Origin of the sequence: Mycobacterium sp. 852013-50091_SCH5140682 (assembly GCF_001665685.1) — a bacterium.
Taxonomy (GTDB): Bacteria; Actinomycetota; Actinomycetes; order Mycobacteriales; family Mycobacteriaceae; genus Mycobacterium.
The window spans coordinates 63,150-84,316 of sequence record NZ_LZTB01000050.1 but is presented as its reverse complement, the minus strand read 5'-3'; the positions used below and the strand labels follow the sequence as shown (position 1 = coordinate 84,316).

Annotated in this window: 20 protein-coding genes; 12 read left to right on the top strand and 8 right to left on the bottom strand. The window is 66.4% G+C overall.

From position 1 onward, the window contains the following. Positions 1-70 precede the first annotated feature (70 nt). Positions 71-3,625 (top strand): DNA polymerase III subunit alpha, encoded by a 3,555-nt coding sequence (gene dnaE, locus A5784_RS15720; protein ID WP_064945839.1) that lies wholly within the window; start codon positions 71-73, stop codon positions 3,623-3,625. On the opposite strand, the gene A5784_RS15715 is transcribed toward dnaE, so the two are convergent. After that, positions 3,622-4,077: a PPOX class F420-dependent oxidoreductase gene (locus A5784_RS15715; RefSeq protein ID WP_064945838.1), complete on the bottom strand. Its 456-nt coding sequence runs from the start codon at positions 4,075-4,077 to the stop codon at positions 3,622-3,624. The two genes, dnaE and A5784_RS15715, sit on opposite strands and share 4 nt — an antisense overlap. Before the next feature lie 61 nt (positions 4,078-4,138). Between A5784_RS15715 and A5784_RS15710 the strand changes: the two genes are divergently transcribed. Beyond that, complete coding sequence (locus tag A5784_RS15710; protein WP_064945837.1) at positions 4,139-4,528, top strand: MerR family transcriptional regulator; 390 nt, start codon at positions 4,139-4,141, stop codon at positions 4,526-4,528. Positions 4,529-4,559: 31 nt separating this feature from the next. On the opposite strand, the gene A5784_RS15705 is transcribed toward A5784_RS15710, so the two are convergent. Together A5784_RS15705 and A5784_RS15700 are read right to left on the bottom strand one after the other, a co-directional pair. Beyond that, positions 4,560-5,393: a class I SAM-dependent methyltransferase gene (locus tag A5784_RS15705; RefSeq protein WP_064945836.1), complete on the bottom strand. Its 834-nt coding sequence runs from the start codon at positions 5,391-5,393 to the stop codon at positions 4,560-4,562. Between the two features lie 34 nt (positions 5,394-5,427). Continuing rightward, positions 5,428-6,180, bottom strand: coding sequence for a hypothetical protein (locus A5784_RS15700; RefSeq protein ID WP_232006060.1), 753 nt, complete (start codon positions 6,178-6,180; stop codon positions 5,428-5,430). A gap of 31 nt (positions 6,181-6,211) precedes the next feature. On the opposite strand from A5784_RS15700, the gene A5784_RS15695 reads away from it, so the two are divergent. Then, positions 6,212-6,616 (top strand): SRPBCC family protein, encoded by a 405-nt coding sequence (locus A5784_RS15695; RefSeq protein ID WP_064945835.1) that lies wholly within the window; start codon positions 6,212-6,214, stop codon positions 6,614-6,616. A gap of 10 nt (positions 6,617-6,626) precedes the next feature. Here the strand turns inward: A5784_RS15695 and A5784_RS15690 are convergent, their stop codons facing one another. Continuing rightward, positions 6,627-7,022 carry a lipoprotein LpqH gene (locus A5784_RS15690; RefSeq protein ID WP_232006058.1) on the bottom strand — a complete coding sequence of 132 codons (396 nt, stop codon included), beginning with the start codon at positions 7,020-7,022 and terminating at the stop codon, positions 6,627-6,629. A 137-nt stretch (positions 7,023-7,159) separates the two neighbouring features. Here A5784_RS15690 and A5784_RS15685 point away from each other — a divergent pair, with 137 nt between their 5' ends. The 9 genes from A5784_RS15685 (at position 7,160) to ilvA (ending at position 14,360) form a co-directional block, all read left to right on the top strand. Further along, positions 7,160-7,639: a hypothetical protein gene (locus A5784_RS15685; RefSeq protein WP_064945833.1), complete on the top strand. Its 480-nt coding sequence runs from the start codon at positions 7,160-7,162 to the stop codon at positions 7,637-7,639. Positions 7,640-7,707: 68 nt separating this feature from the next. After that, the gene (locus A5784_RS15680) at positions 7,708-8,580 is read left to right on the top strand and encodes an FAD:protein FMN transferase (RefSeq protein WP_232006056.1); all 873 of its coding nucleotides are present in this window, start codon (positions 7,708-7,710) and stop codon (positions 8,578-8,580) included. After that, the gene (locus tag A5784_RS15675) at positions 8,577-9,137 is read left to right on the top strand and encodes a ferric reductase-like transmembrane domain-containing protein (RefSeq protein WP_232006055.1); all 561 of its coding nucleotides are present in this window, start codon (positions 8,577-8,579) and stop codon (positions 9,135-9,137) included. The genes A5784_RS15680 and A5784_RS15675 overlap by 4 nt, the downstream gene beginning before the upstream one ends. Then, positions 9,134-10,285: an NADH-ubiquinone oxidoreductase-F iron-sulfur binding region domain-containing protein gene (locus A5784_RS15670; RefSeq protein ID WP_232006054.1), complete on the top strand. Its 1,152-nt coding sequence runs from the start codon at positions 9,134-9,136 to the stop codon at positions 10,283-10,285. The genes A5784_RS15675 and A5784_RS15670 overlap by 4 nt, the downstream gene beginning before the upstream one ends. Continuing rightward, a complete protein-coding gene (locus A5784_RS37610; protein WP_082944866.1) occupies positions 10,282-10,563 on the top strand; it encodes a ferredoxin in 282 nt (93 codons plus the stop codon). Before A5784_RS15670 ends, A5784_RS37610 begins: the two co-directional genes overlap by 4 nt. Then, complete coding sequence (locus tag A5784_RS15665) at positions 10,476-11,318, top strand: response regulator transcription factor (protein WP_232006053.1); 843 nt, start codon at positions 10,476-10,478, stop codon at positions 11,316-11,318. The genes A5784_RS37610 and A5784_RS15665 overlap by 88 nt, the downstream gene beginning before the upstream one ends. A gap of 2 nt (positions 11,319-11,320) precedes the next feature. Then, on the top strand, positions 11,321-12,553 hold the full coding sequence (locus A5784_RS15660; protein ID WP_232006052.1) for a sensor histidine kinase: 1,233 nt from the start codon (positions 11,321-11,323) through the stop codon (positions 12,551-12,553). Between the two features lie 63 nt (positions 12,554-12,616). Further along, positions 12,617-13,054: a nitroreductase family deazaflavin-dependent oxidoreductase gene (locus A5784_RS15655; RefSeq protein ID WP_064945829.1), complete on the top strand. Its 438-nt coding sequence runs from the start codon at positions 12,617-12,619 to the stop codon at positions 13,052-13,054. 28 nt (positions 13,055-13,082) lie between these two features. Then, the gene (ilvA, locus tag A5784_RS15650; RefSeq protein ID WP_064945828.1) at positions 13,083-14,360 is read left to right on the top strand and encodes a threonine ammonia-lyase IlvA; all 1,278 of its coding nucleotides are present in this window, start codon (positions 13,083-13,085) and stop codon (positions 14,358-14,360) included. 129 nt (positions 14,361-14,489) lie between these two features. Here the strand turns inward: ilvA and A5784_RS39200 are convergent, their stop codons facing one another. Genes A5784_RS39200 through glgX form a run of 4 tightly spaced genes read right to left on the bottom strand, consistent with a single transcriptional unit; the run spans position 14,490 to position 21,163 of the window. Next, complete coding sequence (locus A5784_RS39200) at positions 14,490-14,936, bottom strand: hypothetical protein (RefSeq protein ID WP_064945827.1); 447 nt, start codon at positions 14,934-14,936, stop codon at positions 14,490-14,492. Between the two features lie 25 nt (positions 14,937-14,961). Then, positions 14,962-16,734 carry a malto-oligosyltrehalose trehalohydrolase gene (gene treZ / locus A5784_RS15640; RefSeq protein WP_064945826.1) on the bottom strand — a complete coding sequence of 591 codons (1,773 nt, stop codon included), beginning with the start codon at positions 16,732-16,734 and terminating at the stop codon, positions 14,962-14,964. Beyond that, entirely contained in the window at positions 16,727-18,994 is a 2,268-nt protein-coding gene (gene treY, locus A5784_RS15635; RefSeq protein WP_082944865.1) for a malto-oligosyltrehalose synthase, read from the bottom strand. Before treY ends, treZ begins: the two co-directional genes overlap by 8 nt. A 3-nt stretch (positions 18,995-18,997) precedes the next feature. After that, positions 18,998-21,163: a glycogen debranching protein GlgX gene (gene glgX, locus A5784_RS15630; RefSeq protein WP_197514760.1), complete on the bottom strand. Its 2,166-nt coding sequence runs from the start codon at positions 21,161-21,163 to the stop codon at positions 18,998-19,000. Positions 21,164-21,167 lie beyond the last annotated feature (4 nt).

Genomic DNA, 21,167 nt, shown 5'->3' with positions numbered 1-21,167 from the left:
GCAGCGCCCTCCAGACACGCTCGGCGACACGCCCGGATGTGTCGGTGGTCCGCAATAGACTGGCCACCCTATGAGCGGTTCATCTTCGGGGTCCTTCGTACACCTGCACAATCACACCGAGTACTCGATGCTGGACGGTGCCGCGAAGATCACACCGATGCTGGCCGAGGCCCAGCGGCTGGGCATGCCGGCCATCGGCATGACCGACCACGGCAACATGTTCGGTGCCAGCGAGTTCTACAACTCGGCGACCAAGGCGGGCATCAAGCCGATCATCGGGATCGAGGCGTACATCGCTCCCGGTTCGCGATTCGACACCAAGCGGGTCCAATGGGGCGACCCGAGCCAGAAGGGCGACGACGTCTCGGGCAGTGGCGCCTACACCCACATGACGATGGTCGCGGAAAACGCGACGGGTCTGCGCAACCTGTTCAAGCTGTCGTCGCTGGCCTCGTTCGAAGGTCAGCTCGGCAAGTGGTCCCGCATGGACGCCGAGATCATCGCCGAACACGCGCAGGGCATCATCGCGACCACCGGCTGCCCTTCGGGCGAGGTGCAGACGCGGCTGCGGCTCGGTCAGCGCGACGAGGCCTTGGCGGCGGCCGCCAAATGGCGGGACATTTTCGGCAAGGAGAACTTCTTCCTCGAGTTGATGGACCACGGCCTCGACATCGAGCGCCGGGTCCGCGAGGGCTTGCTGGAGATCGGGCAGAAGCTCGGTATCCCGCCGCTGGCCACCAATGACTGCCACTACGTGACGCGCGAGGCCTCGCAGAACCACGAAGCGCTGCTGTGTATCCAGACGGGCAAGACGCTCTCCGACCCGAACCGGTTCAAGTTCGACGGCGACGGTTACTACCTCAAGTCGGCCGAGGAGATGCGCGCCCTGTGGGATTCCCAGGTGCCGGGCGCATGCGATTCCACGGTGCTCATCGGTGAGCGCGTGCAGTCCTACGCCGACGTGTGGACGCCGACCGACCGGATGCCGGTGTTCCCGGTACCCGACGGTCATGACCAGGCGTCTTGGCTGACGCACGAGGTGCAGGCCGGGCTGGAACGTCGCTTCGCCCATGCGGGCGGGGCCGTCCCGTCCGAGTACACCGACCGCGCCACCTACGAGATCAAGGTCATCTGCGACAAGGGCTTTCCGTCGTACTTCCTGATCGTGGCCGACCTGATCAACTACGCCCGCTCGGTCGGCATCCGGGTGGGGCCGGGTCGTGGATCGGCTGCCGGATCGCTGGTGGCCTACGCGCTGGGCATCACCAACATCGACCCGATCCCGCACGGGCTGCTGTTCGAGCGGTTCCTCAACCCGGAACGTCCGTCGGCGCCCGATATCGACATCGACTTCGACGACCGTCGCCGCGGCGAGATGCTGCGGTATGCGGCCAACAAGTGGGGCAGCGACCGGGTCGCGCAGGTGATCACCTTCGGCACCATCAAGACCAAAGCGGCACTGAAGGATTCGGCTCGCGTTCACTACGGCCAGCCGGGTTTCGCGATCGCCGACCGGATCACCAAGGCACTGCCGCCGCCCATCATGGCCAAGGACATCCCGGTGTCGGGCATCACCGACCCCAGCCATGAGCGGTACAAGGAGGCCGCCGAGGTCCGCGCGCTGATCGACACCGATCCGGATGTGCGGACCATCTTCGAGACGGCGCGCGGTCTGGAGGGCCTGGTCCGCAACGCCGGTGTGCACGCGTGCGCGGTGATCATGAGCTCCGAGCCGCTCATCGACGCCATCCCGCTGTGGAAGCGGCCGCAGGACGGCGCGGTCATCACCGGTTGGGACTACCCGTCGTGTGAGGCCATCGGTCTGCTGAAGATGGACTTCCTGGGCCTGCGGAACCTGACGATCATCGGTGACTGCATCGAGAACATCAAGGCCAACCGCGGCATCGACCTCGACCTGGAAACGCTGCCGTTCGACGACCCGGCGGCCTACGAACTTCTCGGCCGGGGCGACACGCTGGGGGTGTTCCAGCTCGACGGCAGCGCGATGCGCGACCTGCTGCGCCGCATGCAACCCACGGGGTTCAACGACATCGTGGCGGTGCTGGCGCTGTACCGCCCGGGTCCGATGGGCATGAATGCCCACAACGACTACGCCGACCGCAAGAACGGGCGGCAAGCCATCAAGCCCATCCATCCGGAGCTGGAAGAGCCGCTCAAGGACATCCTCGCCGAGACCTACGGCCTGATCGTCTACCAAGAGCAGATCATGTTCATCGCGCAGAAGGTCGCTTCCTACTCGATGGGTAAGGCCGATGCGCTGCGTAAGGCCATGGGCAAGAAGAAGCTCGAAGTCCTCGAGGCCGAATACAAGGGCTTCAAAGAGGGCATGACCGCCAACGGGTTCTCCGAGGCCGCGGTGAAAGCCTTGTGGGACACCATTCTTCCGTTCGCCGGGTACGCATTCAACAAGTCACACGCGGCCGGCTACGGTCTGGTGTCGTATTGGACGGCCTACCTGAAGGCGAACTACCCGGCCGAATACATGGCGGGCCTGCTCACCTCCGTCGGCGACGACAAGGACAAGGCCGCGGTGTACCTCGCCGACTGCCGCAGGCTCGGTATCACCGTGTTGCCGCCCGACGTCAACGAGTCGGTGCAGAACTTCGCCTCGGTGGGCGCCGACATCCGGTTCGGCCTGGGTGCCGTGCGCAACGTCGGCGCGAATGTGGTTGCGTCACTGGTCAGTACCCGCTCCGAGAAGGGTAAGTACACCGACTTCTCCGACTACCTCAACAAGATCGATATCGCGGCCTGCAACAAGAAGGTCACCGAATCGCTGATCAAGGCCGGTGCCTTCGACTCACTCGGCCACCCACGCAAAGGGCTGTTCCTGGTGCACACCGACGCCGTCGATTCGGTGCTCGGTACCAAGAAGGCCGAGGCGATGGGCCAGTTCGACCTGTTCGGCGGGGGAGATGCCGCCGACGCCGGAGACGCCGCGTTCACCATCAAAGTTCCCGATGACGAGTGGGAGGACAAGCACAAGCTTGCCCTGGAACGGGAGATGCTCGGCCTGTACGTATCGGGCCATCCGCTCAACGGCGTCGCGCACCTGCTGGCCAATCAGGTCGACACCCAGATCCCTGCGATCCTCGACGGTGACGTCGCCAACGACGCCCAAGTGGTGGTCGGCGGCATCCTGGCCTCGGTCAACCGCCGGGTCAACAAGAACGGACTGCCCTGGGCGTCAGCGCAATTGGAAGACCTCACCGGTGGTATCGAGGTGCTGTTCTTCCCCCAGACCTATTCGCTGTTCGGCGGTGAGATCGCCGACGACGTGGTGGTGTTGGTCAAGGCCAAGGTGGCCGCGCGCGACGACCGCATCTCACTGATCGCCCACGAGCTCGTGGTGCCGGACTTCACCAGCGCCCAGGCCAACCGGCCTCTTGCGGTGAGTCTGCCGACCCGGCAGTGCACCATCGACAAGGTCAGCGCACTCAAGCAGGTGCTGGCGAATCATCCGGGTACCGCGCAGGTCCATCTGCGGCTGATCAGCGGTGAGCGCATCACCACACTGGAGCTGGATCAGTCGCTGCGGGTGACGCCATCGTCGGCGCTGATGGGCGACCTCAAGGCACTGCTGGGGCCGGGCTGCCTGGGCTAGCTTGCCCGGCCGGTGATGTCGATGCGGACGATCGCGCTGTCCGGCCAGACGTCGCGGTTGCGCGCCCGCCGCAGCTTTTCGCGCAGAGGCAGGCCGCGGTGCGCATTCGTGACGCCGGGGATCTTCAGCAGCGGCACGATGTTCCACTGCCATCCGTACCGCCGATGCAGGAGCCGGTTGGCCCGCTGCGCATCGCCACCTGACAACACGGTCGCCCGGCCGACGAACGTGGTGGGGTCGGTGATGCGTCCGCGGTAGTCACAGGCGACGAGTTCGACGGTGGGATTTGCGGTCAGCCGCTTGGTCTTCGGGCCGATCTTGGTGCGGAACACGATGGCGTCGTCCTCCTGGGCGAACCAGATCGGGGTGTCGACAGGGCTGCCGTCGCGGCGGAACGTCCGAAGCATGGCGTAGCGCGATCGACTCAGGCTGGGTGTGATGACATCTGGCATGAGGCCAAGTCAACAACTTAGAGTTGACTCTAAGTCAAGCAGCTCAAGTGAGGAGCGGTGGATGACCACGCGACTGGCCATCGGCGACCTGTCACGACGTTGCGGTGTCGCCCAGACCACGTTGCGCTATTACGAGCAGATCGGCCTGATACCGCCGCCCGAACGCGTGGGTGGTCAACGCCGGTACCCGGAGTCGGTGCTGGTGCGCCTGGAAGTGATCCGCTTGTGCAAGGCGGCCGGCTTCACGCTCGACGAGATCGGCGTGCTGATCGGCGATGAGACGCCGGGCCGGCCGGTCGCGCAGGCCCTCGCCCACGCCAAGCTCGCCCGCATCGATGAACAGCTCGAATCGCTGTCCCGCGCGAGGGCGATCATCGAATGGGGCATGCGCTGCACATGTCCGTCGATCGATGCGTGTACGTGCGGCATCCATCGAGCGCTGCCGATCTAAGGCAACTCAGGCGTCGGCCGGCGGGGCGGCGTCAGAACCGGTACCGCAGGATTCGTCCCTTGCGCGCCGTCGCCTTGGTCTTGCCCATCAGTCGGGTGGCGATGCGCAGCCAGCCGGGGAAGAGGTCGACTTCGTCGGCGTGCGTGAGGCTCGCCTCCTCGACGAGGCTCAGCCGGGGATTCCAACTCTGCGGGTGGTGAGCGTCTTGGAACCCGAGGTAACCCCATTGGCTGCCAACGTCTTTGAACATCTTCTGGGGATAGAGTTTGAGTGCTGCGCGGCTCAACCAGCCGATGCCACCGTAGTCGTTGAAGGCGATCTCGCCAGTACCGAAGTGCTCGGTGATCCCGCGGAAGATCGCGGCGATCACCGGTTCGGTGAGGAATGCGAACAACCCGTCGGCCACGAGCATGGTGGGCCGGTCCGCCGGGATCGTCGCCGCCCAGTCCGCAGCCGCCAGCGACGCGGACACGATGTGCGAGCGCGGATCCGGCGGCAGGAGGCTTTCGCGCAGCGCGCTGACGCCCGGGAGGTCGACGTGGTACCAGTCGACGGTCTGCGGTGGTGCGACCCGGTACAGACCGCTGTCGAGACCTGCCCCGAGATCGACCACGACGGCGTCCGCATGCGTCGAGACGAAACTACGCACCCGGTCGTCGAGCATCTTGGCCCGCAGCGCCGTCTGGCAGACCACGCTGGTCTGAACACCCAGGCCGGTGAAGTCGTAGTCGATGTCGTCGACGATCGAATCGGCCAGCGCATCGCCGAGTATCGGGCGCGCTGCCCGGTTGTCCAACGCCCGGGCGTACAGCGTCAGCAAGGCCGTCTGTTCGACGGGGGTCAGATCGGTGATGACAGTGCGCATAGTGCGACGGTACACCCGCCGTCGCACTGAACGATCAGCCCAAAACGTTTACCGCCCTGGCGATTACGAGGCCGGCGGTCGACAGCGCCACCATGGCCTGAACGGCCATCGCCATTTTCGCCCATCGCGCCAGCGGCATGGTGTCGGTAGGGGAGAAGGCCATCACGTTGGTGATGCTCACGTAGAGATAGTCGACAAAGGTGGGGCGCCAATCCGGTTTGGCGACATTGGGATTGCCCATCTGGGGGAACATGAAATCGGGATACGGGTGCTTGCCGGTCTGCCGCGCGAACGGCCCGCCGCGGTCGAGCTCCCAGTACCAGATGCCGAACACGATGATGTTGGTGACGAAGATGGCTGCACCACTGCCCAACAGGATCGCCGCCTTGTTGCTGACCGCGCCTGAGAGGATCTTCACGTCGAGCAGGATCGCCGAGAGCGTGTTGTCGAGAGTGATCGCCGCCAGCAGCACGAAGGTGGCGTACCGGCCCAGAACAGTTGACCGGGTGAACCGAATCGGGTTGAGCCACACCAGGAGAACCAACAACAGTAATTCCGCGACGATGAGCGGCCACCGGGGCACCACGGTGTAACTGCGGGGGATGGCGACTTGTAGCGCCAGCGCCGCAACGAGTGCCACCAGGACGGGCAGACGGCTTTCCGGGTCACCGGGCCGCAGCCACGACGGCACGTGGTGGCCGGTTTCCGCGGCCAACCGCTCCGCGCGGGCGACGAATTTCTCCACCGGGGTGTGCGGCTCACGAGGAGTGTCCGCCTGACTGTTCATCGTGTCAGTGTGGCTGCCTACGCTGTGAAATATGCGCAGTCGTCATGTCAGTGTTTGGATCGATGCCGCGCCCGACGTGGTGTATGCGTTCGCCGCCGACCCACACGAGATGTCGCGCTGGGCGGCGGGCTTGGCCGCAGGGTCACTTCGGCCGTCGGCCGACGGCTGGGTCGCGGACTCCCCGATGGGGCAGGTGACCGTACAGTTCAGCCCGCCCAACACCTTCGGCGTGCTCGATCATGTGGTGCGCCTGCCGTCCGGCGAGGAGGTCTACAACCCCATGCGGGTGATGGCGGCCGCGCCAGGGGCAGCGCAGAGTGAGGTGGTGTTCACTGTGCGGCAGCGGCCCGGGGTCTCCGATGAGGAGTTCGACGCCGATGTCGCCGCAGTGACCGCCGACCTAGAGACCCTTCGCGCCCTGCTCGAACGGCAGTGACCGCGGGGCTTCAGCAGCGGGCTTCCAGCCGGTACTGAACATCGGTCGGTCTCGTCGGGTGGTCGTCATTGGCGCCGCTTGCCGTGCCGGTGATGGTGAAGGTCGACCCGTCGATGCTGGCCTCGGCGGTGCCCGCCCGCCCTTCTGCCCAACTGCCGGTGAAACCATCCACACTGCGCAGGCGTACCGCCTTGGCGGTGATGGCGGTTCCGGTCTCGACCATCGCCGTGAAGCCGGGTTCTTTCTGCAGTGAGTCGATGATCCATAACCAGGCTCGCTGCGTGCAGTCGATCGGGAAGGCGGTGGACGACTGCTGTCCGTTGATCGTGATGCGGGCGGTGTTCCCGCCTGCGGGAGGTCCGGACTGGGCCGAGCACGCACTTGCCACCAGAGCGGCGAGCACCACAGTGCGCGCTCCCGCCGACCGTATCCGCCGTTGGACGTGGCGCATAAGAATCGGTTTACCCCCTTGCCGGGCCGTTTAGCCGCGATTCCCCGAAGTTCTTGGAATGTTCGAAGAACCGGCTGTCAGCATCGAGCGCTATGAACTCACCGCGTTCGGGATTCCGCCGGGCCGCTGTGGCGTCCTGGGCGCTGGCCGGCCTCGGGGCAGCAGGGGTCGCCGGTGCCTCAGCCCTCGCATACGGCGATACGGCCAAGCCCGCCGAGCCCATTGCCGATATCGTCGACCAGGCCCAGTCGAGCCAAGGTGCGGACCCGGCACCTGCGGTTCCCCAGCCGCCGCCCGCCGCGCTGCCTCCGGCTCCGGCGTCCCCGCCGCCTGCGCCCACCCCGCCGCCGGACGCCAGCACCGAGACCACCGTTGTCCAGACGCCGGTGCGCACCTACACGCCGGAACCGACATACTCCCGTCCGATCACCCCGGCACAAGCGCCCGTCGCGACCCAGACCGCCGCGCCGACGACGGTTGCACCCCGCACAACCACGCGTCGCTCGCTCACTCCCGCGACCGTGGCGTCGCCCAACTTCTCGCCGCACGTCTCACGTTCACGCGGATCATGACGGGTAACCCGAATCCGACGAACCCGGCACCACCCGCGAGTATGGAGTGGCCGCAATGGAGTACGAGTATGCAGATCGTCGTTTCCGATCGCGACAGTCTCGCGGCTGTTCGTCGGGAAGTCGATGCAGAACTCGACGCCGTCGAAGCGGCCGCGTCGCGGTTCCGCTCCGACTCCGAAATCAATGTGTTGGCAAAATCAGCCGGGCAACCCACCGAAATCTCCGACGTGCTCGCCGACTTGCTCGATGCCGCGCTCACTTCCGCCCGACTCACCGACGGTGACGTCGATCCCACAGTAGGCGCGGCTTTGATCGAACTCGGCTACGACAGCGAATATGCCCGGCGCAGTGAGGTCACGCAGTTCGCCCACTGGGCCACCATCCCTGCGACTTGGTCCATGGTCACGTTGCACGGTCGCGTCGCCACGGTGCCCGCCGGAGTCGTACTCGATCTCGGCGCAACCGCCAAAGCAGTCGCCGCCGACAGGTGCGCCGCGCGCGCTCGCCGAGCAACGGCGGGCGGGGTGCTCGTCAACCTCGGTGGCGACATCGCGACCGCCGGGCCCGCACCCGAGGGCGGCTGGCAGGTGCTCGTTCAAGACGATGACGGAGACCCCGCCAGTTCCATCGGATTACCGACGGGTGCCGCGCTCGCCACGTCGAGCACCGTACGCAGGCAGTGGCGCCACGGCGGCCGGCTGGTGCACCACATCCTCAACCCCCGCACGGGGCGGCCGGCAGATCCGGTGTGGCGCACGGTCACCGTCGCGGCCCGAACGTGTTTCGCCGCGAATACAGTCAGTACCGCCGCGGTCATTCGCGGCCGCCGTGCACCGAAATGGATTGAGAGCCTTGGTATGACCGCACGGCTGGTGGACCGAGACATGACCGAATGCTTCGTCGGCGGGTGGCCGACCGGAGTGCGGGCGGTGACCCGGTGACCGATGAAGCCCTGTGGGCACTTGGACGCGGCACGGGCATCACCGCGCTGGCATTCCTGACCGTCTCGGTCGCGCTGGGAATCGGTACCCGTTCGGGGCGTTCGCTATTGGCCTTGCCCCGGTTCGCGGTCACCGACGTACACCGTTTCGCCGCATTGGCCGCAACGCTGCTTGTCGTCCTGCACCTGGCGCTGCTGCTTTTCGATCCGTACGCGCAATTGCGTTTCGTCGACTTCGCCGTGCCGTTTGTCGGTAAGTACCGGCCACTGTGGCAGGGATTGGGAACACTGGCATTCGACCTGCTGATTGTCGTCATCGCCACCAGTCTGCTGAGGCATCGTCTCGGGGTACGGGTGTTCCGCGCCATCCACTGGGTCACCTATGCGTTGTGGCCGGTTGCCCTGGCCCACGCGTTGGGCAACGGGACCGACGTCTATGACGTGTGGTTCCTGGTGTTCGTCGGCTGCTGTGTCGTGACGGTGGGTGCCGCCCTGGTGTGGCGGCTTCAGAGCAACTTCACCGAATACACCAAGGCACGAGAATCCGGGCGCGCATGATGACGATTCGACAGGACCGGTCAAAGTTGTCGCGCCTGCTGGTCGATGACGAACCCGGATTCGCGGCGCATCAGCGTCGGCTCGGCGCACTGCCGGAAATGGCGAAACCCCAATTGCTTTCGGTGCTCACGGATGCCGGTTTGCGTGGCCGTGGCGGTGCCGGTTTTCCCGCAGCCCGCAAGTTGGCGTCGGTGACGGGAGACAGGCCAGTCGTCGTGGCCAATGGCGCCGAGGGAGAGCCGCTCAGCCGCAAGGACGCAGTGCTTCTCACCCGCGCACCGCACCTGGTGCTCGACGGGCTCGAGCTTGCGGCCAAGGCGGTCAGTGCCGACAAGACCTACCTGTACCTGCCTGCACAAGCCGTGCAGGGCATGCGTCGCGCACTGGACGAGCGCAGTAGGGCGGGGATCTGTGGGCGTGGACCCACGATCGTCGAGGCACCCGACCGGTTTATCGCCGGCGAAGAATCCGCGTTGGTCAGACGCATCGAGGGTGGTCCGGCGTTACCGCGTGACCGCGTGATGCTGACCGTGGAATCAGGCGTGCGACGACGACCCACGTTGGTCAACAACGTTGAGACACTGGCCCATATCGCCTTGATCGCACGATTCGGACCGGCATGGTTCAGGTCTGTCGGAGACCGGGAGAATCCCGGAACCATGCTCGTGACGCTGTCCGGCGCCGTCAACGAGGGGGGTGTCGTCGAGGTCGCGACCAGCACCACGTTGGCCGATTTGATCGGGCGCCGCGGTGCGATCCACCGGTTGACGGTGCAAGCCGCACTCGTCGGCGGATATCACGGGACGTGGGTCCCCGCCTCTGCGTTCGACTCGGTGCCGGTGTCGGGCCTTGGCATCGTGCACGCGTTGGGTGCACGCGAATGCGGTCTGGCCCGAACCGCAAAGATCGCCGGCTATCTGGCGGAACAGAGTGCGGGCCAATGTGGCCCCTGCCGCATCGGCCTTCCGCGCCTGGTGCATCTGCTCGACAGGCTCGACCACGCTGACAATGCCGACGTCGGGGAGATCTACCGACTGCTCGACCTGGTCGACGGCCGAGGAGCCTGCCGGCACCCTGACGGAGCCGCACGAATGATCCGCAGCGCGCTCGAGATTTTCGCCCCCGGGCACAGGCGCGGTGCCAGGTGAAACCCCTAGCCAAGCCGCAGTCGCGGCTGCATATCGACTGGACGCGATGCGACGGCCGCGGATTGTGTACGGAACTACTGCCCGACGTTCTCGAGCGCGATGCATGGGGCTACCCGCTTGCGCTGTCGGGCTCACGAGAGCCGGTGATTCCCAACGATGCGGTCGGCGCCGCGCGGGCCGCCGTCGCGCGGTGCCCACGGTTGGCACTCTCGCTGACGACGCCGAGGCCGAACGCGGGAGGGCAGCGCTCAACCGGGGTACACCGCCGGAACCGATGAAGCCGGTGACCCGCGACGTCCACGGTGCGAGCGGTTCACAGCCGCCGGACGGCGTCGCGTGGGACCCTCGCTACGTGTCCTCACCTCAGCCGCAGCCGGCGCTTCTGCTGGTCGAGGACGACCGTGCGCTCAGTGCCATGCTCGCCGAGCTGTTCGTCCAGCAGGGATACCGGGTCGATACGGCTCTGGACGGTCAGCAAGGTCTGCACCGTGCACTCACCGGCGAGTACGACGCGATGATCGTCGACCGGGGACTGCCGGTGATGGACGGATCCGACCTGATTGCGGTCCTGCGGTCCCGAGGCGTTCCCACGCCGGCGTTGCTGCTCACTGCGCGCGGCTCTGTCGTCGATCGGGTCGACGGTCTGGACGCCGGTGCGCAGGATTACCTCGTCAAACCTTTTGAGATCCCCGAACTGCTGGCCCGGGTCCGCGCTCTGCTGCGGCGCACGCAAGGCACGGGAGCGACGGTTCGTGCGGCCGGTCTGCAATTGGACCGAGTTCGGCGGCGGGTGTCGGGCACCACGCCGACGGGCACGGAAGTGGAACTCTCGGAGCGGGAAGCGTCGTTGTTGGCGGTCCTGATGTCGGCGCCGCGGCGGGTCTTCAGCCGCGGCCAACTGCTCGAGCTGGTGTTCGACGGCGCGGAATCACCCGGCGCCGTCGACTCCTACGTGCACTATCTGCGCAGAAAGCTCGGCAAGCAGGTGATCCGGACGGTTCACCGGTCGGGCTATCGGTTCGGGCTGGAGTGACCATGCTGCGCCGCAACGCCAACCGTTCGACACAGCTGGACGCAGCCGACGACCTCACCATCGTTCAACGGGCCGGCCGCGTCGCTGCAGTCCAGGCCTCCGCCGCCCTGGCCGCGGTATTGCTCGTGGTCGGATCGGTCGTGTTCTTCGTCGACGTCCGTACCCAGAACAGGCAGATCAACAGCCAACTGCAAGCGGTCGCTGCGACCGCCGATGACGTCAACGACCCTCCTCCCGGTATGGAACTGGTACTTCGCGATAACAGCGGCAAGGTGTCGGTGAGCGACGGAGGCCAGCCGGGCGTCGGTCTGCTCGCTGGCCCGGCCGGGTTTTCGGACCTCAAAGTCGGCGACACCGAGATGCGGGCATTCGTCATGACGCGGGCCGAAGGTACCGTCGTGGCGCTTTTGGACCTGGCGCCGTACCGAGCCGGTCGAAACGGTGTGCTGCTGTCGCTGGGTCTTGCCGAACTGGCAGGCATTCTGGCCTCGATTGCCGTGGTGGTGCTCTTCACGAGAAGGTCGGTGCGGCCACTTGCGCTGGCGCTCACCCTGCAACGCCGCTTCATCGCCGACGCCTCCCATGAACTGCGGGCACCGTTGACCGTGCTGCACACCCGGGCTCAGATGTTGGCCAGTCGGGTGGGCGACGGCGACCGGGGTTTGCTCCAGCACGACGCCGACGCTCTGGTCGCCGACGCGCGGGTTCTCGGCGACGTCGTCGAGGATCTGCTTGCGTCGGCGACGATGACCGCCGGCGCAACCCCCACGGAGCTCGTCAATGTGGCGGAGCTGGCAACCGCAGTGTGCGACAGTATGCGGACGTACGCCGAATCCCTAGGTGTCACAATATCTTTCGCATCTGTCGACGCGGCGGACGTCAACGGGTCGGCAGCGGCGCTGCGCCGGGCCCTGACCTCGCTGATCGACAACGCGCTCGCCCACGAACACCAGGGCGGCTCGGTCGACGTGCGTGTGAGCCGTGACGACGGACACGTCATCGTCACCGTCGCTGATGACGGCACCGGTATCGACCCTCAGACCATGTCGACCATGTTCGCGCGCTTCTCTCACGGCGGCGCGCGCAGCGGCGCCACGGGCCGCCAACCGCACGGTATCGGCTTGGCCTTGGTCCGCGACATCGCCCACGGACACGACGGTGAGATCGCGGTCTCATCCGAACCCGGACACGGTGCGACCTTCACACTGACGCTGCCTGCAGCGGCGAAGACATGACTGCGCTACCGGGAGCGGCCGAAGTCGAACCAATTCGGACCTCCACGGTTCTAGGCTGGCCGCATGCCGCTGACTGGAGAATACGAACCGAGCACATCCGACTGGGCCAGGGAGAACGCGGAGACCTACATGTCGTCCGGGGGCACCGCAGGCACTGAACTCAACGGCAGGCCGGTGATCCTGCTGACCACCGTCGGGGCCAAGACCGGCAAGATTCGCAAGACGCCGCTGATGCGTGTCGAGCACAACGGTGAGTACGCCGTGGTCGCGTCGCTGGGTGGCGCCCCGAAGAACCCGGTCTGGTACTACAACGTGAAGAAGAATCCCCGGGTCGAACTGCAGGACGGGACGGTGTCCGGCGACTACGAGGCCCACGAGGTGTCCGGGGACGAGAAGGCCGCGTGGTGGGACCGGGCGGTGGCGGCCTTCCCGGATTACGCCGAGTACCAGAAGAAGACCGACCGGGAGATCCCGGTGTTCGTGCTCACCCCGGTGAAGTGAAACCGCTGGCCGGTGGCACTATTGACCGGTGACTGCCGAACTGAGCCCCCGAACATCTGCGCCGCTTCGCGCGGCCGATATCGATGAGGCTGCCCGGCGAATTTCCGGCGTGGTCACGCAGAGCCCACTGCAGATTTGCGAGCGGTTGTCCGAGGCCACCGGCGCGACGGTGTACCTCAAGCGTGAGGACCTGCAGGCTGTGCGGTCCTACAAGGTGCGTGGTGCGTTCAACCTGATGGCCCAGCTCTCCGAGGACGAGAAGGCCGCCGGTGTGGTGTGTTCCTCGGCCGGAAACCATGCGCAGGGTTTCGCGATGGCGTGCCGGTCGATGGGTATCCACGGCCGGGTATATGTGCCCGCCAAGACTCCCAAACAAAAGCGCGACCGCATCCGGTATCACGGCCGGGAGTTCATCGAGCTGATCGCGATCGGGGCGACATACGACCAGGCCGCCGCGGCGGCACTCGACGACGTGGCACGCACGGGCGCCACCCTGGTCCCGCCGTACGACGACCTGCGCACCATGGCCGGGCAGGGCACCATCGCCGCCGAGCTGCTCGAGCAACTCGACACCGAACCGGATCTGGTGATCGTGCCTGTCGGCGGCGGAGGGTGCATCTCCGGTATCACCACGTATCTGGCCGAGCGCACGACAAGCACCTCGGTGCTCGGCGCCGAACCGGCCGGTGCGGCGTCGATGATCGCGGCATTGGCGGCCGGCGAGCCGGTCACGCTCGAGCACGTGGACCAGTTCGTCGACGGAGCCGCGGTCGCCCGGGCGGGTGCGCGGCCCTACGCCGCTCTGGCCGCGGCAGGTGACATGGTGTCGATCACCACCGTCGACGAGGGCGCTGTGTGCACCGCGATGCTCGACCTATACCAGAACGAGGGCATCATCGCCGAGCCGGCCGGTGCCCTGTCGGTGGCGGCGTTGCTAGAGGCTGACATCGAGCCCGGCTCCACCGTGGTCTGCCTGATCTCCGGTGGTAACAATGACGTCTCCCGCTACAACGAGGTACTGGAACGCTCGCTGGTTCACCTGGGACTCAAGCATTACTTCCTGGTGGATTTCCCTCAGGAGCCCGGCGCGCTGCGGCGTTTCCTCGACGAGGTGCTCGGGCCCGGTGACGACATCACGCTGTTCGAGTACGTCAAGCGCAACAACCGGGAGACCGGTGAGGCGCTGTGCGGTGTCCAGCTGAGTTCGGCGGCCGACCTCGAAGGTCTGCTGGCCCGGATGGAGGCATCGGACATCCACGTCGAGTTGCTCGAGCCCGGGTCCCCGACGTACCGCTACCTGACCTGAGCGTCGGGTTGGCTGGTCCGGTGTGGTCGCCGCCGAGAAGCCGATGACCAAGGGCGTCGACCACCTTCGCGTGTGCGCTGCGGCGCTCATCGTTCTGGCGGTCATCGTGGCGGCAGGCGCACCCTTGACTTAGCCGGCGAGCCGCAGCGTCGGTTCCACTTCGAGCACTGCCTCGTCGTTGGCCCGGAAGATGGGCTCCAGCGGGACGCCGTACTCGACGGCTGCTGTGGTGAGCAGTGACGCCCAGTCCCGGTCGAGGTTCGACACCGGGCCGCGGCCCGGCCGTGTCAGCAGCAGGGCCACCGTGGCGCCGTCCTCCAACCCGGCCAGGACGCGCGGTAGCCGGCTCACGATGTACTCGACCAGGCCTGGCTGCGGTTTGGCCCGCAGCGGTACCTGGCTCATGGTCTTGTACATGCGGCGGTCGCCGCCGACGAATCCGACCCACAACAGCCGTTGGCCGAACCCCAGCTCACCCATCAGCGCGCGCCAGCGCTGGCGCAGGTCGGCGGTGGAATGGATTGGGTCGGTCGCGGTTTCGATCGGCGGAACGGGCAGTAGTTCACGATGACTCATGGCGACATCATCGGCGCCGAGACGGTTACCGGGGTAACGCGTTATCCACAGGCTCCGCGGCTGTGGACAGCGGCTTGACAGTGCGCAGAATCGCGAAAGAATGTCCCGTCAGCGTCGTCGCGTCGGGCCCCGGCTCCGGCTCGCCCCACGCCAGCACCAGATCACCCGTCACGGGGACAGCGGTGGCGTCTTCACCGAGATTGCAGGCGATGGCCAATGCCCCGCGCCGCAGCACGATCCAGCGTTGACGTTCGTCGAACTCGACATTCAGATGGTCCAGCCACGGGTCGGCAAGGTCGGCCTCGGTGTGGCGCAAGGCGATCAGGTCTCGGTAGAGGCGCCGCAACCGGCCGTGCTCACCCTCGTCGATCTCGTCCCAGTTCAGTTTCGACCGTTCGAAGGTTGCCGGGTCTTGCGGATCGGGGACCTCATCGGCATCCCAGCCGTGCTCGGCGAACTCAGCTTTGCGGCCTTCAGCCGTGGCGCGGGCCAGTTCGGGTTCGGGATGCGAGCTGAAGAACTGGAAGGGCGATGACGATCCCCATTCTTCGCCCATGAAAAGCATTGCGGTATAAGGCGAACCGAGCGCCAGGGCGGCCTTGACGGCGAGCTGTCCGGTATCGAGCCGCTGCGACGGCCGGTCACCGACTGCGCGGTTGCCGACCTGATCGTGCGTCAATGTGTAGGCCAGCAAGCGGGTGGCCGGTATGGTCGCGGTGTCCAGGGGACGGCCGTGCCTGCGGCGCCGGAACGACGAGTAGGTGCCTGCGTGGAAATAGCCGTGCTTCAGAGTGCTGGCCAGGGTACGCAGCGACCCGAAATCGGAGTAGTAACCCTGCCTTTCGCCTGAGACGGCGGTGTGGATGGCGTGGTGGATGTCGTCGTCCCACTGCGCCGTGAGGCCATAGCCGCCCTGATCTCGCGGCGTGATCAGGCGGGGGTCGTTGAGGTCACTTTCGGCGATCAGTGACAGCGGTCTACCCAGTTCTGCTGCGAGCGCATCGGTTTCGGCCGAAAGCTCTTCCAGCAGATGGATCGCGGTGTTGTCCATGAGGGCGTGTACGGCATCCAGGCGCAGCCCGTCGGCGTGGAATTCCCGCATCCAGCGCAGCGCACAGTCGAGAATGTAGCGGCGCACCTCGTCGGCGTCGGCGTCGGACAGGTTGATCGAGGCGCCCCAGGGATTGTGGCCGGAGGACAGGTACGGACCGAACCGGGGAAGGTAGTTGCCCGATGGGCCTAGATGGTTGAACACCGCGTCGATCAACACGCCGAGCCCGCGGGCATGGCAGGCGTCGATGAGGCGAATCAGACCGTCGGGGCCGCCGTAGGGTTCGTGCACGGCGTACCAGAGCACGCCGTCGTAGCCCCAGCCGTGTGTTCCGTTGAACGCGTTGACCGGCATCAGCTCGACGAAGTCGACTCCGAGATCGACCAGATAGTCCAGCTTTTCGATCGCCGCATCGAAGGTTCCGGCGGGCGTGAAGGTGCCGGTGTGCAGTTCGTAGATGACCGCGCCTGCGATCGACCGCCCAGCCCAGTCGTCATCGGTCCAGGCGTTCGGTGCGGGCTGCCACAGCTGCGAGCGTTCGTGTACGCCGTCGGGCTGGCGGGGCGAGCGAGGATCCGGAAGTACCTGCGGGTCGTCGTCGAGCACGAATCCATATCTGCTGCCTGCGGCAGCGTCGACGTCGGCGCGCCACCACCCATCGCCATCCCGGGTCATGTCATAGCGGGTGCCGTCGACGTCGAGGCGTACCACCTCGGGTTTCGGTGCCCACACCGCGAATTCAGTCATGCTCGCGCACCAAGAGAGCGACCGGGAGTTCGCCGAACAGCTGTGCGGCGGGGACCGTACCGCTGAACTGCGCACCGGTGAGCCGGTCGGCCCACACCCCGTCGGGCAGCGTGAACGTGGTGTCCGCCCAACCCGTTTCGGTCAGCCGCACGGTCCAGCGGCTGACCGCCACGAGCACATCGGCACCGCGCCGGAACGACACCAGGTGTGCTGCGGCAGGTCCGACGGCCGAGACCGGATGGTAACCACCAGCCAGGAAGCTGTCCGGGCGTTCCCGGCGTAACCGCAACGCCGCGTTGGTCACCCGCATTTTCGGTTCGCCCATGTCGCGCAGCGCACGACGGCGCACGGCGTAGTCGACGGGCCGCCGGTTGTCCGGGTCGACCAGGCTGTCCTCGGGAAGCTCGGTGCCCTGGTACACGTCCGGCACGCCGGGGGCCGTCAACTGGATGAGTTTCTGGCCCAGGATGTCACTTTCGGCATGCTCGTACAGGCGCGTCGCCAGTTCGGTCAAGCCCGCCGCGACCGGGCCGTCGAGCACCTGATCGAGCCAGGTGTGTACGGCGGTCTCGAACTCGGCGTCGGGGTCATGCCAGGACGTGTGGGTGCCGGCTTCCCGGATGGCCTTCTCGGTGTAGGCATGCAGCCGCGCCCGCAGCTCCGCGCTCACCACGCCGTGGACCGGCCAGACACCGAAGATGTTCTGCCACAGGAACAACGCGGTGCCGTCGTCCGGCGGTACCGCCAGAGCAGACCACTCGCCGACCCGGTCGGCCCACTCCGAGGGCACCTGCGACAGCACGCCGATACGGGCCCGCACATCCTCACCGCGCTTGGTGTCGTGCGTGGTCAGCGTCGTCATGGTCAGCGGCCAGCGCCGGGCCCGGGTCGCGGCCCGCGAATGGAACTCCGCCGCGCTGACCCCGAACAGTGCCGGATCGCCTCCTACCTCATTCAACGACACCAGGCGGGCATTACGGTAGAACGCGCAGTCCTCAACCGATTTCGCGGTCGCCGCGCCGCACAGCTGGTTGAACCGGGCCGCCGCTTCGGAGCTGGTGGACACCGCTGCCGACACAACAGCCAGTGCCTCCGCCAATTCCGGTGCGGCCACCGCTGTTTCAGCGATCGCAACCGGCAGCACGGTGGCCAGTGCGGGATAGTCGCAGCGGTACACCGGGATTCGGCTGACCAGGGCCGCAACGGCTTGGGGCAGCAGCGGATGTGAGGTATCCGTGGCCGACGTGATCACCCGGCACAGCCGGGCCAACTCACTGCCCAGGGTGTCGGTGACGGCTGTGGCCTTGAGCTGGATCTCGGACGCGGCATCGTCTTGATTCGCCAGTTTCGTCAGGACACCCGCGCCGGTGGGATCGACGAACAGACCGCCGACCTCACGCAGCGCGTCGTATCCGGTGGTGCCGTCGACCGGGAGTGAGGCGTCGAGGCTTTCGTCGGCCGCGAGGATCTTCTCGGCCACGATCCACGCCGACGGCCCGGCCAATTGCCGCAACCACGCGAGATAGCCCGCGGGATCGGACAATCCATCCGGATGGTCGACACGCAGGCCGTCGACCAGTGACTCGTCGAACCACCGCTTGACCTCGGCGTGGGTGGCGTCGAACACGTCGCGGTCCTCTTGGCGCAGCGCGGCCAGGGACGTGATCGAGAAGAACCGCCGATAGCCGCAGCGACCGGTGCGCCACCCGGTGAGCCGATAATGCTGCCGCTCGTGAACCTGCGCACCCGTTCCGTCGCCGGTGCCCGCGGCGATCGGGAAGGCCAGGTCACCCAGCCGCAGCACGTCACCGTCGACGGTCAGGTGTTCCACGTCCGCATCGGAGCCGAGGACCGGCAACACGATCCGCCCATCGTCGAGATCCCAGTCGATGTCGAAGAACTCGGCGTAGCGAGAGTCGCGGCCGTTGGCCAGGACGTCCCACCACCACCGGTTCTGCTCGGCGTCGGACACGCCGACGTGGTTGGGAACGATGTCAACAACAATGCCGATGTTCCTTTTGCGCGCGGCCTCCGCGAGCCGCCGCAGACCGTCGACCCCGCCCAGCGCGGACGACACGCTGGTGGGGTCGGTGACGTCGTAACCATGGGTCGACCCCGAGACCGCGGTCAGGATCGGCGACAGATACAGATGCGACACCCCGAGCTCGTCGAGATAGTCGAGCAACTCCGCCGCATCGTCGAATGTGAAGCAATCGCCACGCATCTGGAGGCGATACGTGGACAGGACGGGACTGGTCACCGGTCAGGCCGTCTTCTGTAGCACGAGCAGTGAGCGGGCCTGCAGCGAGATCTTCTCCCCGGCGGCCACCACCAGCTCCGATGCGCCGGTCGGGTCGGCCGTGTCGAACGCCGCCGTCCACTGGCGGGCGTAGTCGCCGTCCGGCGTGACGAAGTCCTGGGTGTGGTCATTGGCGTTGAAGCACAACAGGAACGAATCGTCGACCACACGCTCGCCCCGGGCATCGGGCGCCTCGATGGCCTCGCCGTTGAGGAACACCGCCACGCATGTGCCCAGGCCCGCACCCCAGTCATCGGGTGTCATCTCGGTTCCCGACGGCGTCAGCCACGCGATGTCGCGGACTTGATCACCGCTGCGGATCGGCTTGCCTTCGAAGAACCGGCGGCGCCGGAACACCGGGTGCCGCTTACGGAACTTGACGATCCGGCGCGTGAACGCCAACAGGTCGGCGTTGGTTTCACACAACGACCAGTCCATCCAGGAGAGCTCCGAGTCCTGGCAGTACACATTGTTGTTGCCCAGCTGGGTGCGGCCGATCTCGTCGCCGTGCGCGATCATCGGAGTGCCCTGCGAGAGCATCAGCGTGCCGATGATGTTGCGCATCTGCTTGTCGCGCAGCGCCAGGATGTCGGGGTCCTCGGTCGGCCCTTCGACACCGCAGTTCCACGACCGGTTGTGGCTTTCGCCGTCGCGGTTGTCCTCGCCGTTGGCCTCGTTGTGTTTCTCGTTGTACGACACCAGGTCCCGCAGCGTGAAGCCGTCGTGACAGGTGACGAAGTTGATGCTGGCGCCGGGCCGCCGGCCCGTCGCCTCGTAGAGGTCCGACGAACCGGTGAGGCGGGACGCGAACTCACCCAGGGTTGCGGGCTCGCCCCGCCAGTAATCACGCACAGTGTCGCGGTATTTCCCGTTCCACTCGGTCCACAAACCTGGGAAGTTGCCCACCTGGTAGCCGCCCTCGCCGATGTCCCACGGTTCGGCGATCAATTTGACCTGGCTGACCACGGGATCTTGCTGTACCAGGTCGAAGAACGCCGACAGCCGGTCCACGTCGTAGAACTCGCGCGCCAGCGTCGACGCCAGGTCGAACCGGAACCCGTCGACATGCATGTCCAGCACCCAGTAGCGCAGGGAATCCATGATGAGCTGCAGGGTGTGGGGATGCCGGGCGTTGAGGCTGTTGCCGGTTCCGGTGAAGTCCTTGTAGAGCTCGCGCTGGCCGTCCATCAGACGGTAGTACCCGGCGTTGTCGATACCGCGGAAGTTGATGGTGGGGCCCAGGTGGTTGCCTTCGGCGGTGTGGTTGTAGACCACGTCGAGGATCACCTCGATGCCCGCGTCGTGGAACGTCTTGACCATCGTCTTGAATTCGGCCACCGCACCGCCGGCGTGCCGGTTGGCGGCGTACTGGTAGTGCGGCGCGAAGAACCCCACCGTGTTGTAGCCCCAGTAATTCCGCAGCCCGAGGTCCAGCAGCCGGTGATCGTGCATGAACTGGTGCACGGGCATCAGCTCGATGGCGGTGACGTGCAGCGACTTGAGGTGATCGATGATCGCCGGGTGGCTCAGGCCGGCGTAGGTTCCGCGCAGTGCCTCCGGGATACCGGGGTGGATCTGCGTCATCCCTTTGACGTGCGCCTCGTAGATGACCGTGTCGTGATACGGCGTCTTGGGCGCCCGGTCGGATCCCCATTGGAAGAACGGGTTGATCACCACGCTGGTCATGGTGTGGCCCAGGGAATCCACGCGTGGGGGAGTTCCGGTGCCCTCCGGTTCGGCAGTCAGGTCGTAGGAGAACAACGCCTGAGTGAAGTCGAAGTCACCGTGGAACGACTTGCCGTAGGGGTCGAGCAGCAGCTTGCTGGGATCGCACCGGTGCCCCGCGCTGGGGTCCCAGGGTCCGTGGACCCGGAAACCGTACCGCTGGCCCGGGGTGACGGTCGGCAGGTAGGCGTGCCACACGTAACCGTCGACCTCGTCGAGGTTGATCCGTTCTTCGGTGCCGTCCTTGGCGATCAGGCACAGCTCGACGCGTTCGGCCACCTCGGAGAACAGCGAGAAGTTGGTGCCCGCGCCGTCGTAGGTGGAACCCAGGGGATACGCGTCGCCCGGCCACACCGTCGACGTGGTGCGTGACGGAGGTGCGGGTGGTTCGATGGACGAGGTCACTGCC

Coding starts and splice junctions, on each gene's coding strand:
- A5784_RS15710 (WP_064945837.1), top strand. CDS start 4,139: ATGACCACGCGACTGGCCATCGGCGACCTGTCACGACGTTGCGGTGTC.
- A5784_RS39200 (WP_064945827.1), bottom strand. CDS start 14,936: ATGAGTCATCGTGAACTACTGCCCGTTCCGCCGATCGAAACCGCGACC.
- A5784_RS15705 (WP_064945836.1), bottom strand. CDS start 5,393: ATGCGCACTGTCATCACCGATCTGACCCCCGTCGAACAGACGGCCTTG.
- A5784_RS15670 (WP_232006054.1), top strand. CDS start 9,134: ATGATGACGATTCGACAGGACCGGTCAAAGTTGTCGCGCCTGCTGGTC.
- dnaE (WP_064945839.1), top strand. CDS start 71: ATGAGCGGTTCATCTTCGGGGTCCTTCGTACACCTGCACAATCACACC.
- A5784_RS15695 (WP_064945835.1), top strand. CDS start 6,212: ATGCGCAGTCGTCATGTCAGTGTTTGGATCGATGCCGCGCCCGACGTG.
- A5784_RS15715 (WP_064945838.1), bottom strand. CDS start 4,077: ATGCCAGATGTCATCACACCCAGCCTGAGTCGATCGCGCTACGCCATG.
- A5784_RS15685 (WP_064945833.1), top strand. CDS start 7,160: ATGAACTCACCGCGTTCGGGATTCCGCCGGGCCGCTGTGGCGTCCTGG.
- treZ (WP_064945826.1), bottom strand. CDS start 16,734: ATGACTGAATTCGCGGTGTGGGCACCGAAACCCGAGGTGGTACGCCTC.
- A5784_RS15700 (WP_232006060.1), bottom strand. CDS start 6,180: ATGAACAGTCAGGCGGACACTCCTCGTGAGCCGCACACCCCGGTGGAG.
- A5784_RS15655 (WP_064945829.1), top strand. CDS start 12,617: ATGCCGCTGACTGGAGAATACGAACCGAGCACATCCGACTGGGCCAGG.
- A5784_RS15680 (WP_232006056.1), top strand. CDS start 7,708: ATGCAGATCGTCGTTTCCGATCGCGACAGTCTCGCGGCTGTTCGTCGG.
- A5784_RS15660 (WP_232006052.1), top strand. CDS start 11,321: ATGCTGCGCCGCAACGCCAACCGTTCGACACAGCTGGACGCAGCCGAC.